The sequence below is a fragment of the Fictibacillus sp. S7 genome (assembly GCF_004127935.1).
Lineage (GTDB): Bacteria > Bacillota > Bacilli > Bacillales > Fictibacillaceae > Fictibacillus_C > Fictibacillus_C enclensis.
Map to the genome: position 1 here is coordinate 4,022,360 of NZ_QJKL01000001.1, position 14,758 is coordinate 4,037,117.

Here is a 14,758-nt window from a genome sequence, read left to right on the forward strand (position 1 = left end):
TCATCTGCTGGAGATGAGGCAAAGCGAGGTGTGACATGAAGGGTTCAGAAATCATTAAGGACTTATTCGAACTAAAAGAAAAGGGATATATAAAGTATGACGATTATTTAAAAGTGGTGGAAGGGATCAATCGCTACGAAAAAGACCAGCGGCGAATTGCTGAAGGAAAAGAACCATCTATACAGACGAGGGAGGAACAGGAGCCACAGTTTGAGAAAGAAAAGGATTTTGTTCAACCCGATCAACAGCCCATTCTCTCCAGTACTGCGCCGGCTGCTCAGCCTTTGCCAAAGTCAAGGCCAAGGCCTGTTCCGACAGCTCCACCAAAACCAGCGCTGAGTGCTGAACAAAAACGCGAGCGCAATCTGACACTGCTTATGGCAGCAGGTGTCATTCTGTTGTTGATTGGCGGTCTTACATTGGCAACCAGCCAATGGGAAGTGTTTACGCCGTTGGCCAAAACGATGCTTGTTGGCGGAATTGCCGCTTTGTTTGGCGGATTGGGGGCTCTGTCTCAACGCGTGCTGCACATTAAAAAGACGGCGTTTGCTTTCTTTGTGCTTTTTGCGCTCTTTCTGCCAATCACGATCTTGTCTGCAGGGTTTTTTAAGCTTTTCGGCAGCTGGCTGAGTTTTTCTGGTGACGGGAAGTATGTACTGGGTGCTATTACAAGTCTGGTATGTCTGCCGATTTATTGGAAGTTTGCTAAGTCCTTCGGCTCCAGGCTGTTTGTCTGGTTTACGCTCATTGCTTCGGGCATCTGCTATGGATTTATTCTTCTCGCGCTTGGTGCGGAGAAGAATGTGTTTTACTTTTTGTATGCGCTTGGAAACGGGGCTTATATTTATCTGTATCATTTGCGGAAAACGAAGGACAGGGAAGATATCTATCAAAAGGTCCTTCCTGTCTTTATTCAGACGAACCTTATTTTATCATCGGTCCTCATTATTGTTTCCTTTGAACAGCCGCTGTCCCAAAGCTTTAATTTAATTTTGACCGCTGCACTGTATTTGGCGATGAGAATGGTCAACAAGCGGGTGGAGTATGAACTGCTTTTTATGGCATTTATCTCTTACGGTTTGTACCAGCTCGTTGAACAGGCGGCAGTAGCAGGCTTGGCGCTTGTACTGATTCCTGTGGTGCCGGTTGTTCTGCTTGCGGTGGCGCGCTTTTCAAAAGGCGATTTGAAAAAGTACTACCACGTCTCCAACGCAGTCGTATCGGTCATTGCTTTTTTACTCGTGACAGGCAAAGGACTTATGCTCTCTGGGGGAGAAGGAAGCGTATGGATGCTGCTGGGGTATCTTGTGGTTGCCGGAAATTTCATTTATCTAAGCTATAGCACGGCGTTTCGTTTGTTTTCGTACCTGGCGTCCTTTTATATTTTTATTGCGTCTTCTGAGGTCTATCACCTCACCAGCTCAAACGATATGAAGCATTGGGCGCTGGCAATTGGATTATCAGGACTGGTGACCTATGCGGCAGGTCAATGGATCAAACCTCTCCGGCGTTCGGGATTGTTTGTAGGAGGCGCCTTTCTTCTGGTCGGTTTTGGGTTTACCCTTTTAATTCCGGAATATTGGCAGATGGCACTGCTCTCGCTTGTTCTGACAGGGATGGCAGCACGGCACTACCGGCTTGAAGAGGATCTTGCCAAAAAGATGGCCAGTGCAGGCGTTTCCGTCTTTGGCTTTTTCACAGGATTTTCGTCGGGGATGGCCTTGATCCCTGATCCGGACAGGGCACTATCGATCGGGATTGGAACCATTCTTCTGGCGGCTCTTTATTATTGGAGAAAGAATGACAGAATTCTTGGACAATATGCGGTGATGGGAGCCATCTTTGCTTCCTTCATCAGCTTCCTGGCTTCGTTCAGTACGGAGGCCGATTGGGTTCGGCTTTTGTGCAGCGTGTTGTTTGCGTTTATGGTGTTTGTCGGTACACGCTATTTTAAGCAATATATTGGGTTTGGCATCGTGCAGGCGGGCTTGTTCTTTGTGTTTTACTCTTTCCTTCACTTGATTGCAGAACCCGTAAATGAACGGCTCACGCTTATTATTTTGTCCGCTCTGCTGTTTGTTTCGGGAGAGGCATTAAAACGTGCGGACCGGCAAAGCCATCTTCCAACGCTGGTGGTCAGCCAGGCGGCTCTGCTGTATTCAGTGTTTTATACGTTTATTACTTCAGGGGAAACCTTGCCGTATTTTCTTCTTACGGTTCTTTACGGACTGTATGTCTGGCGCTCTGTCCATGAAGTAGAATTAAAATACAGCCTGTATGCGGGACTGACCGTGTTATCCATGGCCTTCGGTTTTACCGTAAACGAATGGTTCCCTAATGAGATTCGTTTGTTATACAGTTTGGTGATGCTCGCTGCTTACTTTGTTGTTTCAGTGGTCTGGAAGGAACGGCTCAGGTGGTATATTGTTCCATTTTCGATTCTGGTCATGGCCGAGTATCTTGCGGATTCGTATTATGCAGGAGAGGTTTTGCCTCTGTGGTTTTATGTAGGTGTGGTCCTTGTATTCATGGCGTTCTTTCAATCTCTTAAAGGAAATTGGAGAATTGCTGTGGCGTTTCCGCTAATCTACTTTTGGCTGATGATGGCCAACATGATTGACCTGTACAGCTTATCCGCACAATTAAGTGCGCTTGTCTGGTATGCGATTGGGCTTCTGTTCACAGCTGTAGGAATGTTTATCTATGAAAAACTCTACCATCCTGAAAACGGCGAAAAAGTAGATTTGTACGGAATTGCAGGACTCATCTATGTATGCACCGGCTGCCTGCAGGCAGTGGATTGGGTATTTATTGGCGGGCTGTTCGTGGTTGCGGTGCTTCTGTACCATCATTCTTTACGGATTTCAGCTTTTCCGATGGTTCAAAAGAGCCTTCAAACCGTCTCTTTGGCGGTCGGACTGCTAACCTATTATACAATTCTTGATATGTTGCATGTTCCAAGCGTGATCATCACGGAACTCTATGTGCTTCCCTGGATTCTTTTAAGCTATTTAATTACACAAAAAACGTGGAACCTGAACGAAAAGTCGGTCATGATTGTTCAATACAGCCTTATCGGCCTGATATCCATCATCTTGATGGTCGATGCCATGTACAGCTATAAAATTGCTGATGCCGTCATTTTGGGTTCTCTTGCTGTGCTTAGTATTCTGTATGGATTTATCTCCAAGCAGAAAAGCTATTTCTTCAGTGGTCTGATTGTGCTCATCGTAAATGTGTTCGTGCAGACCCGTCCTTACTGGGGCAATATGCCATGGTGGGTGTATCTCCTCATGGCCGGAATTTTGCTCATCGGGTTTGCGGGCTACCATGAGTTCAAAAAACAAAAGGGGATTGAATCTCCATCATTGAAAGAGCAGTTTCAGCGAAAATGGGGCACATGGTTTGGTGCCTGGAAATAAGGAAAAAGGACAGTTCCGTGTGAGGAACTGTCCTTTTTTGTATCAGCGGGTCCACCCGCTTGCTTCCAAAATGAGATTCTTCAATCATAAGTAGCCTCCTCTAAATAAACGAGCTTTCTACCTGGTTGGCGGAGCAGTAGTATTCACTGGACCGTTTGTATTGTTTTTTTCGGTAATAATAATCGCCAAGCTGTTCATAGCACATCCGGATATACATAAACTCATCTTTTTTCTGAAAGATGGGAAGGGCGATTTCTTCCAAAAATATTTTGTAGTCTTCGTCGTTTCGGCGCTTTGAAACCTGAAATTGAAGAATCTTAAGCAGACAATAGGTTTCGTTCAGTTCGCCTTTTAACAGCTCAAGTCCTTTGGTGATCCAGCGGGTGGCATCTTCGGTTTCATTGAGCTGAAAAAGGTTGTTGGCCAAAAGATAGATGGTCAGTTCTCCGCCTTGGAGATCATTGCGTGCATTCAGAGATTTTAAAAAGTATTCAATGGCTTCCCATGGTTTCTTCATTTTGTGATAAACGATTCCCATATTGTGATAGATATGTATTCGTAAATGGCCGATATCCGGCAGTGATTCAATGCCTTTAAGCGCTTTTTCAAAGTATGTAATGGCGGTAGAATGTTCATTGATCCGGTTATAATCAATCCCAAGAAGAATATAGCAATCAATGACTTTCTTGAATTGAATGTTTTTATGAAATTCCTCCATCGCCCTTTCGGAATGGAAAATGGAAAGGGTGATTTTGCCCAGCCGGCTGTAAATCAAGGCGAGCTGGTAATGGTATTCTGGTTCACTGACATAATCCTTTGCTTTTAAGTAGAGTTCAAGTGCTTTTTGAAAATGGCCTTTCAAATATTCGTAAAGCCCGGAAAAATAATAGTAGTAAGCTGCTGTTTCTTTCGGCGTGTATTCAATGTATTTTTCCGCATGAGCTAATTGTTCTTCCGCACTGTCGAACTCTCGCAACAAGAGAAAGTGCCGGGTGGCGCACAAGTGAAACATGGATAAAAGCTCAATATCCTTAATGCCTTTCATTTTTTTTTCGATATTGATGTAATGGTCCTTTGTCACAGACCGCTTCCTCGCTTTTATGTCGTCATACCAGCAGTAGATTAATTTTTTTATTTCATTGGTGGAGGAGGACTGCAGCAATTCGTCGTATTCTATGTTTAGTTTTTTGCAAAGCAACTCAAGGATCTCTTTGGAAGGAACAATGCTGTTGTTCTCCACTTTACTAAGGTAGGGAACGGAACAAATTCCCGAAGTGAGTTGTTTTTGGGTTAGTTTATTTTTTTCTCTGAAATATTTGATCTTCTCTCCTCTAATCATAATCCACCTCAATCCCTCTTCATCATTCTCATGATATCACATTAAATAACTGATTTTTCCTATTATATACATAATTTATGGGGCATTAGGCAGTTATTTGTCAATAAATGAGGACGCAGCAGGAAAGAAGAAAGAATATGCCATATTTCCTAGGAAATAGATTGACGAATGCTGTCCTATTCTCCTGTTTTTTCTGCTGGCACAGGAAATTTTGCTTTTAAAAAGAAATTAGGCATAAGGCGAATAATGAGAAGGAGTGGGGTCCTTGAAAAAAAAGGTTGGTATCATTGGTGGCGGAGCGACTGGATTGCAGCTGGCTTATGCTTTAATGGAGGATTTCGATGTCACGATCATCTCTCACCGCACACCGGAGCAGGTGCGAAGCGGGAGAATCATGTCCACGCAGGTCCATTTTGGCCCGGCACGTGAACGGGAAAAGAGGTTTCATATGCCAGATTGGAATAGTGAGCAGATGATTACGAGCATTCATATAACGGTAGGGGACCAAAAGCTGTTTGCAGGCCGGCTGGAAAAGCCAGCATTGTCCGTGGATCAGCGGCTTTCTTATTCAACGTATGCTGAGGACTTGGAGAAAAAGGGTGTTACGTTTCAGCAAAGAAAGATCACCGAACAGGACAGGGAGACATTAGGTGAAGAATATGACCTTGTAGTGGATTGTACGGGAAAAAATGGTCCGATCTTTCCGTTTCCGATTGAAAAAGAACTTACTCCGTTTCAGGGGCCACAGCGAAAATGCATTGTAGGCTACTTTAAGGGAGTTAAGCCGGTCTCTCCCTGCGGAGTCAGTGTAACGGTGATCCCAGAGCTGGGGGAAATGTTTGAGATTCCGGCGGAAGCAGAGTCCGGCCCGGTCACTATCCTGTTTATCACAGCTGTCCCTGCTGGCCCGCTTGATATGTTTAAAGGGATTAAATCTCCGGATGCCTTTACGATTAAAATGAGAGAAGCGGTAGAAATGTTCTTTCCGGAGATTCACAGCCGTATTGTTGATGAACTGTTTGCGCTAAGTGATGAAAATGGCTTCCTCCAGGTTGCCATTACGCCTGAGGTGAGAAGGCCATATGTGATGCAGGAACATCAACTCATATTGGGATGTGGAGACAGTGTGGTGCTGAACGATCCGATTACCGGACAAGGATGCAACTTGTCTTCCTACTGTGCGGAGCAGCTGTCTGAACTGCTGGTCGAACATAAACATGATGACCACTGGGGTGAGGAGCTGGGGATTTTATATTGGAATAGAATTAAGCATTTCGTTAAAGAAGTAACAGAATGGACGAATGCGATGACACAGCCGCTACCCGGACATGTTATTCAGATGCTGCTCGGAGGGGCACAGGATCAGGTAACTGCCGATCAGGTAGCCCGCTGGTTCGAAAATCCCTCGAGTGCCCATCAGGTTTTTCTGGCAAAAGTGTAAAACAACTGAAATTAGTGCCGATCTTCCATATATAGGAGAATCGGCGCTTTTTTGTCGTTTCTAGTCCAAACATCCCGAATGATTACAATTATTAGGAACTTAGTCTAGTACCTCCATCCTTCTTTGTTTTTTACAATAGAAACACAAGAGATTGAGCAGGCGGTGAATGTATGATTTTTGATCAGCAAAAGTATCGGATGCAGGCTGAGATGCTGGACTGGTATTACGGTAAAGTTCAGGAGTCCATGCAAAAGTTGGACCAGCTGAGATGGGATCGCAACCGGGTACTGACGAAGGCGTCGAGCTGGGAAAGTAAGAGCAAGGCGTCCTATCAGCAAATGATGTCGGAAGCGGCAAGCACCCACTTTGCTTCGGCAAGCTTGGGTGAACAATTAAAAGATGCGCTGCGCCGGGAAGCAGCCCGGTTAAGGGAACAGGCAGACGAGATGGAGAGACAGGAGAAGCTTCATGAGTCGAATCAGCGTCAATCCCGATGAACTGGAAGACTTGGCGCGCGGATTACCAGGCAGAAAGTTTATTAAGGTAAGATAGGGCAAAGATCATACTCATAATTTAGTGTTGAAAACGTCAAATCCATAATGTAAAAGTTGAAGGCATGTGGACGCACTGAATGATGAACAAAATGAATTTGATGAGGAGAAATCCGATAGCACATGGTTAGATGATTCTAATTGGTATGTAATAGAAGATCACGGTGATCGAAAAGGAATTTTGTACCAGCCATCTACCCTGATGGGAAAATCTATTGGCGTTTTCTATAATGAAGGGTAGAAAAGCCCCAGGATCTTACTCAACCCGGGGCTTTTCTTATTTCTATTTAGAAAACTCTGTTTCCAGCGCCTGCATGATCTGCTCCACGGACAATCCCTGTCCGCTTTGTACGGCAGCCAGAAAGGCTCCTTCCACAAGCGGGACATCCTTGAATTGTATGTTCCGGTCCCCGGTATACAGCTCGAGGGCCATTTCGCCGTTCATAGTGGAAGAGCCGATGTCGGTTAAAATGATGGCATCGTCTGTGAGGGAAGAGAATGCTTTTTCGATCCGGGAGACGTCGGTTCCGATTTTCCCGCCATCAAGCCCGCCGGCATTATGGATCTCCACGTTGGCTGCCATCTCGGCAAGAAGCTCCTTCAAACCGTCAGCTAATTTTTCACTGTGGGAAACGAGGATCAAGTTAACCATTCAGCACCTCCGCAATCTGGCGGAGCAGGATGGAGCTGGACAATGCCCCAGGATCCTGAAGACCTTTGGAGGCATCGCCGAAGTACGAGGCCCGTCCTTTTTCCGCTTTCAATTCTTTTGTATATGCCAGCGCGTTTTCAATCACCGTCTCAAGCGGCTCATCGCTCTTAAGCGCCTCAGTAAAGGGCTCAAACACGTCCAGCATGGTTTTCTGGCCGGCCTTGGATTTTCCGCGTGCAGCCACACCGTCCGCCGCCTCTTTAAACCCGTCGTATAATACATCACCCTCTACTGAGCTTTTGCCATTCCACTTGGTAGCAAATTTTACAAAGACAGTACCGAAAAGAGGGCCGGATGCGCCGCCGACTGTTTTAATCAATGTCATGCCCACAAGCTTGGAAAGCTCCCCAAGATCTGCAAAGGAATCTTTATCCTCCAGTTCTTTTTTTACAGCAGTAAACCCCCGTGACATGTTGATGCCATGGTCGCCGTCACCAATTTCTCGGTCCAGGTCCGTCAGTTCATCTTTTTGCTTTTCAATTTGATCCGCTGTATTCAACAATGCTGTTTTCAGACCTTCTGTGGTCAGTTTCATATTATTCACTCCTCACTGGAAATCCAATGGTTTCTGAAGGGGCATCCAGGTACCCGAGCAATTCATCATCGACAGCCAGCAGGGTAATGGAGAAACCGTGCATTTCTAACGAAGTCATGTAGTTTCCTGTATAGCTGCGGGCAATCGAGTATTCTCTCTGTTCCAATTGTTCACTCACATATTTGTAGGCGAGGTACAGTTCTGAGATGGGAGTACCGCCCATTCCGTTTACCATCAGGGCAATCCGTTTGTCGGTTACTTCTGCGGTCAGCCGGTCGAGCAGCTCCGACACGATCTCATTTACAGGTGCGACAGTTTTCCGTTCAATGCCTTTTTCCCCATGGATGCCGATCCCGATTTCCATTTCGTTTTCGTGAAGCTCAAAGCCCGGCTTGCCGCTCTCTGGCATAAAACACGGGGAAAGAGCCATGCCAATGGAACGAACCTGATTAATGGCTTTTTCTGCCGCTTTTTTGACTTCTGATAGCGATTTTCCTGCTGCGGCGGCTGCACCAGCAATTTTATGAACAAAAACGGTTCCGGCCACACCACGCCGATCTTCTGCATTCTTAATGGCAATATCGTCATTAACAATAACCGTTTCAACCTGTATGCCTTCAAGTTCAGCGAGTTCCTTGGCCATGTCAAAATTCATCACATCACCTGAATAATTTTTGACGATCAGCAGGACGCCTGCGCCGCCGTCAGCTGCCTTGATTCCCTCAAGTACCATATCCGGCGTCGGTGAGGTAAATACTTCACCGCATACGGCAGCACTCAGCATGCCTTCTCCAACGTAACCTGCGTGTGCCGGTTCATGGCCGCTGCCTCCTCCCGAAACCAGCCCAACCTGGCCAGAAGGGGTGCCGTCTTTGCGTTTAATGACATTTACACCTTCTACCTTTTCATAGTAATCAGGATGGGAGCGAACGAGTCCATCAACGATGTCTGTTACAAATTGATTAGGATCCTGCAATAGTTTATCCAACGTCATCTCTCCTTATCAGCATGAAAATTCGAAACGCTTACATTGTATTCCCTTCTGTTTATCTTATCAACCTTCTTGCTTCAAAGAAAAAACCCTGTCTATGCAGGCCGTATTATTGAGTGGATTCCACATCGTCCATTTCAATGTTCGGATCGTCAAGTCCGGCGTGGACACCCCAATAATAAAAAATGAGTGAAAGAATAGCCGCAACAAGGGTATCCCAAGGGGCGTGAATAAGATGATCGGCCTTTGTTCCGGGGCCATAGCTGCCAACAAAAGACATGGCGAGCAGGAACAAATAATAGATAATGAGCCACAATCCGGATTTCAGGTGCAGTTTAACCTCTTCTTTTGAAAAGGAAGAGGAGCGGTATGCAGCGATAAAATAAAGGATGAGGGAGAGGATGATGATCGGAATGATAAAAGAAACGACCTTCCACTTGCTCCAATAAATTACCAGGGTTGCTCCGACGAATGCAAGCGGGGTGACCACTTGGGCACCTTTTAACAAGAAGGGGCGTTTAAGTTCCGGAAGCTTCTTTCTGAGCGACATGAGCGACACGGGACCGACCACAAACGTCAGCGCTTTTAACGAGGTGCTCGCATCAACCAGATCAGCCCATGCCTGAAAGCGGTAAGGAAGCATCCAAATAATCGCCAGTACCAAGGTAAGCCAAAGCGCAGCTCTTGGCAGTCCGCTTTTCTTATCGATCTTACGAAAAATTTTAAAAAAGTAGCCGTTTTTCGCCCAGGCAAACAATGAGCGGGCAGTTGCCGAAAAATAAATATTCCCGGTGGCTGAAGGAGAGATGACAGCATCAACAAGTACAAGATTGGCGAGCCAGACAACACCCAGTGCAGTAGCCAAATCTGCCCAAGGAGAATCGAAATGAAGACCGCTCCAGCCATCGCTCAGCATGCCAGAAGGTACAGCCCCGATATAGGCAATCTGCAGGAGCATATAAACCATCAAACCGATCAGGACCGAATAAATAATGGCAAAGGGGATACTTTTCTCGGGGCGACGGGCTTCACCGGCAAATTCAATCGGCTGACGGAAGCCGTTGAATGCGAATACAATTCCAGCACCAGTAACCGCTGCAAAGATTCCTTTTGTTCCACCGGGCGATGCGCCGGTGACGGCAAAATTGGAAGCATCAAAATGCATGAATAAAACGATGATGATGATAGAGGGGACAACGAATTTAAAAACAGTAAGAAAGGTGTTGATCTTTCCAAACAACGCGACACTCCAGTAGTTAAGGATAAAGAAGAGAAGAATTAATCCGATCTGTACAGAAAATCCTCCTATGGTCGGTGTTCCATCCTTGTGGCCAAGACTGTCAAACCAATACTCCAAATATCCCCGTACGGCCTGGGATTCAATACTAATGACTGCCGAGTAGGCAAGCATGGATATGAAACCGATCAAAAAGCCGACGACAGATCCATGGGTAAAATCCGGGTAGCGGACAAAACCTCCCGCCACAGGCATGGCTGCCCCGAGTTCAGCGTATACCAGCCCGATCATCATGATGATGACTGCTCCGATGATCCAGGAAATCCAGGCATAGGGGCCCGCATACTGAGCTCCTGTGGCTGCAGCATACAGCCAGCCCGAACCAATGATGGAGCCAAGCCCGAGAAACGTGAGATCGAGTGTGTTTAACCTTCGTTTGAATGTTCCATTGTTTTGATTGGACGCCATACCTTTCATCTCCTGAACGGTTAATGTTGTGTAATGATTAGTTTGAAAATTCCCTGAATCATCCAGCTATAAACACGGGAGAAAATAGAAAAACCAGCTTCTCAGGTCTGGGTTCTGAGAAACTGGTTTTTTTATCTTTTTATCATATTGAAATGCGCGTTCAACTGCCCCCTAATCATCGTATCCCGCAATTTTTCCTTTTGGATCTGCTCCTGTGCTTTTTTCAGCTCCTTCCTGATCTCATGCGTCTGAACCCCGTCTTCTCTCTTGTCTGCTATGCTCATCAGCATCTCCACATCTGAAAAGGAATACTTGCGTGTGCCTTTTTCCGTACGGGCGGGAAAGATTAAATTCCGCTCTTCATAATACCGGATTTGTCTCACTGATAACCCTGTTAAGTCCTTAACCGTGCCGATGGAAATCACTTTTTTCTCTTTATATGATGAACTCTCATAAGACACCCACATCACTCCTTTATCAGTGGTGGCACGAAGTTCTTTCCATTACTATAAAGCTTTCTGAATAGAATGAAAAGTAGTATGTTAGATTTTCTAACATACGTTTTGGGGGTCTGAAAAAAGGGCGGAAGGTTATCTTACAGGTTGAGAGATTTCTTCCTGTTCCTTTCGTATACTGAAATCAATCATTCCGGACGAGGGGAGAGAAGCCTTTGTTACGTTTCATCGGACAGTTTGTGATCATCCTCGCCACCCTGGCTGCCGGAAATGCACTGTCATCCTTTTTTCACTTGCCGGTTCCCGGAAGTATACTGGGGATGTTTTTGCTGTTTCTCGGCCTGCTGACAGGAGTTGTGAAATTAAGATGGGTGCAGGGTGTCGCGAACTCCCATCTCCGTCATATGACCTTGCTTTTTATTCCGCCAGTAGTGGGTTTGTTTTTAAACTGGGGAGCGGTTCACATTCAGCTATGGAAAGTGCTCCTTGTTCTTTCATTAAGCAGTTTGTGCATTCTGTTAGGAACAGGATACTCAGTGGAATTATATGAAAAGAGAAAAAGGAGGAGAAACGAATGAGCATCACGTTTGGCAACACTCTGTTAAGTATTGTGGCTACAGCATTGACCTATCTGTTCGGTCTGCGAATTTACCGCAAATCCAATCAGAAGTCCTGGCTCAATCCTTTATATACGGTAACGTTACTTCTTTTTCTTTTACTTCCATTCTTGCATATAGACGTGAAATCTTATGAAAAGGGAAGCAAAATCTTTTCCCTTCTGCTCCAGACGGGAATCGTATCCCTGGCCATTCCTATTTACAAGCAATTTCCTCTGATTAGGAAAAATATCAAAAAAATCACCGTGGGCATAGTAAGCGGCGGGATGGCAGGTATTGCCTCTTCTGTAGCATTTGCGTTTCTTCTTGGATTAAAGGGCGAAGTAGTGGCGTCCCTGCTGCCGAAAACGGCCACATTGCCAGTCGCTTTGTCTGTGTCCAGTTCCCTTGGCGGAACAGCACCGCTTACCATTCTTTTTGTGTTGATTTCCGCTCTTTTTTCGTTGATCGTCGGTCCTCATGTGCTGGATGGTTGCAACATCAAGAGCAAAACGGCACGCGGTCTTGCGATGGGAATTTCCGCCCAGGCGCTTGGCGCAAATCGTTCCTTTCAATGGGGAGAGGAAGAAGGGGCAATGGGAAGTGTAGGAATGACAACGACCGCCATTCTGGTTTCAGTGACAATTCCAATGGGCATGCTGTTCATAGCATATCTATAGAGAAAGGGGATTTTTTGTAATGGAACAGAAAAAGGAAATTCTGATTACAAAACTAATCGAAGCAGGTTTTTATAAATCCGAAAATGGGCATCTTCATGAACTGACATTAGAAGAGCTTTTGAAAGAATATCAAACCTTAAAAATGAAGCCATTTTGTTAATGAAATAAGAGATCCCAATAAAAGAGCAAAGAATCCATCCGGTTGGGAAAGGGTTCTTTGCTTTTTCTTATTATCTATTTTAGAACAGTGAGCATTCGGGCAAGTTTCACAGATGCCTTTTTATGATTTCCAGGCAAGTTTGTCGAATTACCACCCGGAGCTCTCGCTGGTTAAAGTACAAAATGTACTTAAAAAAATGATTGTTGTTATATTCAGAAAATACGTTATAATACAAAGAATATAAAAATTTAGGAGTGAGAAGTGTGAAAGCGTTAGAGAAAGTCAGTGCGTTTTTTGGCAACACGTTTGCGGTCTGGGTGCTATTAATAGCAGTGGCCGCTTTTGTTTATCCTCAAGGGTTTACTTGGATCGGAAATTATATCGTGTGGCTGCTGGGGATTATTATGTTCGGCATGGGATTGACCCTGTCCGGCTCTGACTTTAAGGAAGTCGCCAAACGGCCGAAAGACGTAGCCATTGGTGTGGCCGCTCAATTTCTCATTATGCCGCTGCTGGCATTCGGGCTGGCAACCTTATTGCCGTTGTCACCGCAAGTTGCGGTAGGAGTTATTCTTGTTGGGTGCTGTCCTGGTGGAACGGCCTCCAATGTTATGACCTATTTGGCAAAAGGAGACACTGCGCTGTCTGTTGCCGTAACGTCTGTATCCACAGTGCTTGCCCCCATTTTGACGCCATCATTGATTTTATTATTTGCAAGTAAATGGCTTCCTGTTTCACCGGGAGATTTATTCATATCTATAGCCAAAATGATCATCATTCCGATTGTTCTTGGCATTATCGTAAAGATGCTGCTTGGCAAAAAAGTGGAAGCAGGTGTGAAAGTCCTTCCCCTTGTTTCGGTTATCTGTATTGTGGCCATCGTTGGGGCGGTTGTCGGTGGAAGCAAAGAGCAGATTGCATCCACTGGGCTTGCTATTTTCGCAGTGGTTGTTCTTCATAACATGCTTGGATTGTTGTTCGGATACTGGGCGGCGCGCCTGTTGAAAATGAGCCCGCCGAAACAAAAAGCGATCTCAATCGAAGTGGGCATGCAGAATTCCGCGTTAGGAGCAGGATTGGCCAGTGTCCACTTCTCTCCGCTTGCTGCGGTACCAAGTGCCATATTCAGTGTCTGGCATAACATTTCAGGCGCCCTGGTGGCGACCTATTATAGAAAGCAAGCTGAAAAATTGGAGGCAAAGGGAGACCGCTCTCCATCTAAAACAGCGTAAAACTGCCGAACCTTCGGCAGTTTTTCTTTGTGGTCTGTAACTTTTTTCTCTTTCATCCGTATATATGGTATGGTTTTAGAAGAATGACAGTTTCTTACTTTCTTTCCGTGAATTTATTGGAGGAATGATGAATGGCTGAAAGAGCTGAAAAGAAAAACCAGTCCAGGATTTGGACGGTTTTGGCTGGAATCGGATTGTTTATTTTAGGTAAATTAAAATGGGTTTTTGGATTATTAAAGCTGGGGAAATTTGCAACATTGGCTTCCATGTTTGTATCCGTTGGTGCGTATGCCATGTTTTTCGGTTGGAAATTTGCCGTAGCCCTGGTCTATTTGCTGTTTGTTCATGAGATGGGTCACCTGGTGGCCATGAAACGGAAGGGGATACCGACCTCACCTGCGATTTTTGTACCGTTTATGGGGGCGGTCATCGGCATGAAAGAAATGCCGAAAGACGCGAAGGATGAGGCGTTTGTGGCCTATGCCGGCCCGTTGTTCGGCCTGCTTTCGTTCCTTCCTGCGGTTTACCTGTATGAAACGCAGGGGTCGCCTTTCTGGGGATTGGTTGTCTTTTTGGGTGCATTTATTAATCTGTTCAACTTGTTCCCGGTCTCTCCGCTTGACGGAGGACGAATTGTTGGAGTCCTTTCTACCAAACTATGGCTGATCGGCCTCATCTGTATGATTCCTTACATGTTTATTTCTCCTGACCCGATTATCTTTCTTATCTTCCTGTTTGGGATTGCTACCTGGTGGAGAAGAGTGAGAGAGGATTATGTCTTGCAGGAAAGCAAGCAGTCGCTGGAGCTTCATCAGAAGGAAGAAGAAAAAATTCACGAACTGGTCCGGGAGATGGAGGAATATCGTGATCTTCCCAATTTTCCTTATATCGTGGATACCTTTATCGATGAAGGGAGAGTTGAAAAGGAACGGTTTATCC

At 45.5% G+C, this 14,758-nt stretch carries 14 protein-coding genes and 1 pseudogene; 9 read left to right on the plus strand and 6 right to left on the minus strand.

The genetic code is table 11. The annotated features are described in order from the left end of the window. Positions 1–35 precede the first annotated feature (35 nt). The gene (locus tag DMO16_RS20435) at positions 36–3,422 is read left to right on the plus strand and encodes a hypothetical protein (RefSeq protein ID WP_129479833.1); all 3,387 of its coding nucleotides are present in this window, start codon (positions 36–38) and stop codon (positions 3,420–3,422) included. Between the two features lie 100 nt (positions 3,423–3,522). On the opposite strand, the gene DMO16_RS20440 is transcribed toward DMO16_RS20435, so the two are convergent. Beyond that, positions 3,523–4,761, minus strand: coding sequence for a tetratricopeptide repeat protein (locus tag DMO16_RS20440; protein WP_129479836.1), 1,239 nt, complete (start codon positions 4,759–4,761; stop codon positions 3,523–3,525). A 265-nt stretch (positions 4,762–5,026) separates the two neighbouring features. Here DMO16_RS20440 and DMO16_RS20445 point away from each other — a divergent pair, with 265 nt between their 5' ends. The 3 genes from DMO16_RS20445 to DMO16_RS24675 all read left to right on the plus strand — a co-directional run bounded on the left by DMO16_RS20445 (position 5,027) and on the right by DMO16_RS24675 (position 6,994). Continuing rightward, positions 5,027–6,202: a styrene monooxygenase/indole monooxygenase family protein gene (locus DMO16_RS20445; protein WP_129479838.1), complete on the plus strand. Its 1,176-nt coding sequence runs from the start codon at positions 5,027–5,029 to the stop codon at positions 6,200–6,202. A gap of 170 nt (positions 6,203–6,372) precedes the next feature. Further along, positions 6,373–6,699, plus strand: coding sequence for a hypothetical protein (locus tag DMO16_RS20450; protein WP_061971912.1), 327 nt, complete (start codon positions 6,373–6,375; stop codon positions 6,697–6,699). Positions 6,700–6,820: 121 nt separating this feature from the next. Beyond that, the gene (locus DMO16_RS24675; protein WP_206738145.1) at positions 6,821–6,994 is read left to right on the plus strand and encodes a hypothetical protein; all 174 of its coding nucleotides are present in this window, start codon (positions 6,821–6,823) and stop codon (positions 6,992–6,994) included. A gap of 42 nt (positions 6,995–7,036) precedes the next feature. Here DMO16_RS24675 and dhaM read toward each other — a convergent pair whose 3' ends face one another. The 5 genes from dhaM to DMO16_RS20475 form a co-directional block, all read right to left on the minus strand. Then, complete coding sequence (gene dhaM / locus DMO16_RS20455) at positions 7,037–7,405, minus strand: dihydroxyacetone kinase phosphoryl donor subunit DhaM (RefSeq protein WP_129479840.1); 369 nt, start codon at positions 7,403–7,405, stop codon at positions 7,037–7,039. Then, positions 7,398–8,000, minus strand: coding sequence for a dihydroxyacetone kinase subunit DhaL (dhaL, locus tag DMO16_RS20460; RefSeq protein WP_061971914.1), 603 nt, complete (start codon positions 7,998–8,000; stop codon positions 7,398–7,400). The genes dhaM and dhaL overlap by 8 nt, the downstream gene beginning before the upstream one ends. 1 nt (position 8,001) lies before the next feature. Further along, positions 8,002–8,988 carry a dihydroxyacetone kinase subunit DhaK gene (gene dhaK, locus DMO16_RS20465; protein ID WP_061971915.1) on the minus strand — a complete coding sequence of 329 codons (987 nt, stop codon included), beginning with the start codon at positions 8,986–8,988 and terminating at the stop codon, positions 8,002–8,004. Between the two features lie 112 nt (positions 8,989–9,100). Further along, positions 9,101–10,696, minus strand: coding sequence for an APC family permease (locus DMO16_RS20470; protein WP_129479842.1), 1,596 nt, complete (start codon positions 10,694–10,696; stop codon positions 9,101–9,103). 131 nt (positions 10,697–10,827) lie between these two features. Then, positions 10,828–11,157, minus strand: coding sequence for a MerR family transcriptional regulator (locus DMO16_RS20475; protein WP_061971917.1), 330 nt, complete (start codon positions 11,155–11,157; stop codon positions 10,828–10,830). 209 nt (positions 11,158–11,366) lie between these two features. Between DMO16_RS20475 and DMO16_RS20480 the strand changes: the two genes are divergently transcribed. From DMO16_RS20480 to DMO16_RS25470, 5 genes and pseudogenes are all read left to right on the plus strand, one after another. Further along, complete coding sequence (locus tag DMO16_RS20480; RefSeq protein ID WP_129479844.1) at positions 11,367–11,729, plus strand: CidA/LrgA family protein; 363 nt, start codon at positions 11,367–11,369, stop codon at positions 11,727–11,729. Continuing rightward, the gene (locus DMO16_RS20485) at positions 11,726–12,427 is read left to right on the plus strand and encodes an LrgB family protein (RefSeq protein ID WP_129479846.1); all 702 of its coding nucleotides are present in this window, start codon (positions 11,726–11,728) and stop codon (positions 12,425–12,427) included. Before DMO16_RS20480 ends, DMO16_RS20485 begins: the two co-directional genes overlap by 4 nt. A 19-nt stretch (positions 12,428–12,446) precedes the next feature. Then, the gene (gene fbpA / locus DMO16_RS20490; RefSeq protein WP_082635796.1) at positions 12,447–12,587 is read left to right on the plus strand and encodes a Fur-regulated basic protein FbpA; all 141 of its coding nucleotides are present in this window, start codon (positions 12,447–12,449) and stop codon (positions 12,585–12,587) included. Between the two features lie 263 nt (positions 12,588–12,850). Then, the gene (locus DMO16_RS20495) at positions 12,851–13,819 is read left to right on the plus strand and encodes a bile acid:sodium symporter family protein (RefSeq protein WP_129479848.1); all 969 of its coding nucleotides are present in this window, start codon (positions 12,851–12,853) and stop codon (positions 13,817–13,819) included. Between the two features lie 131 nt (positions 13,820–13,950). Then, positions 13,951–14,494: pseudogene (locus DMO16_RS25470) on the plus strand (site-2 protease family protein); the annotation flags it as partial. Between the last annotated feature and the right edge of the window lie 264 nt (positions 14,495–14,758).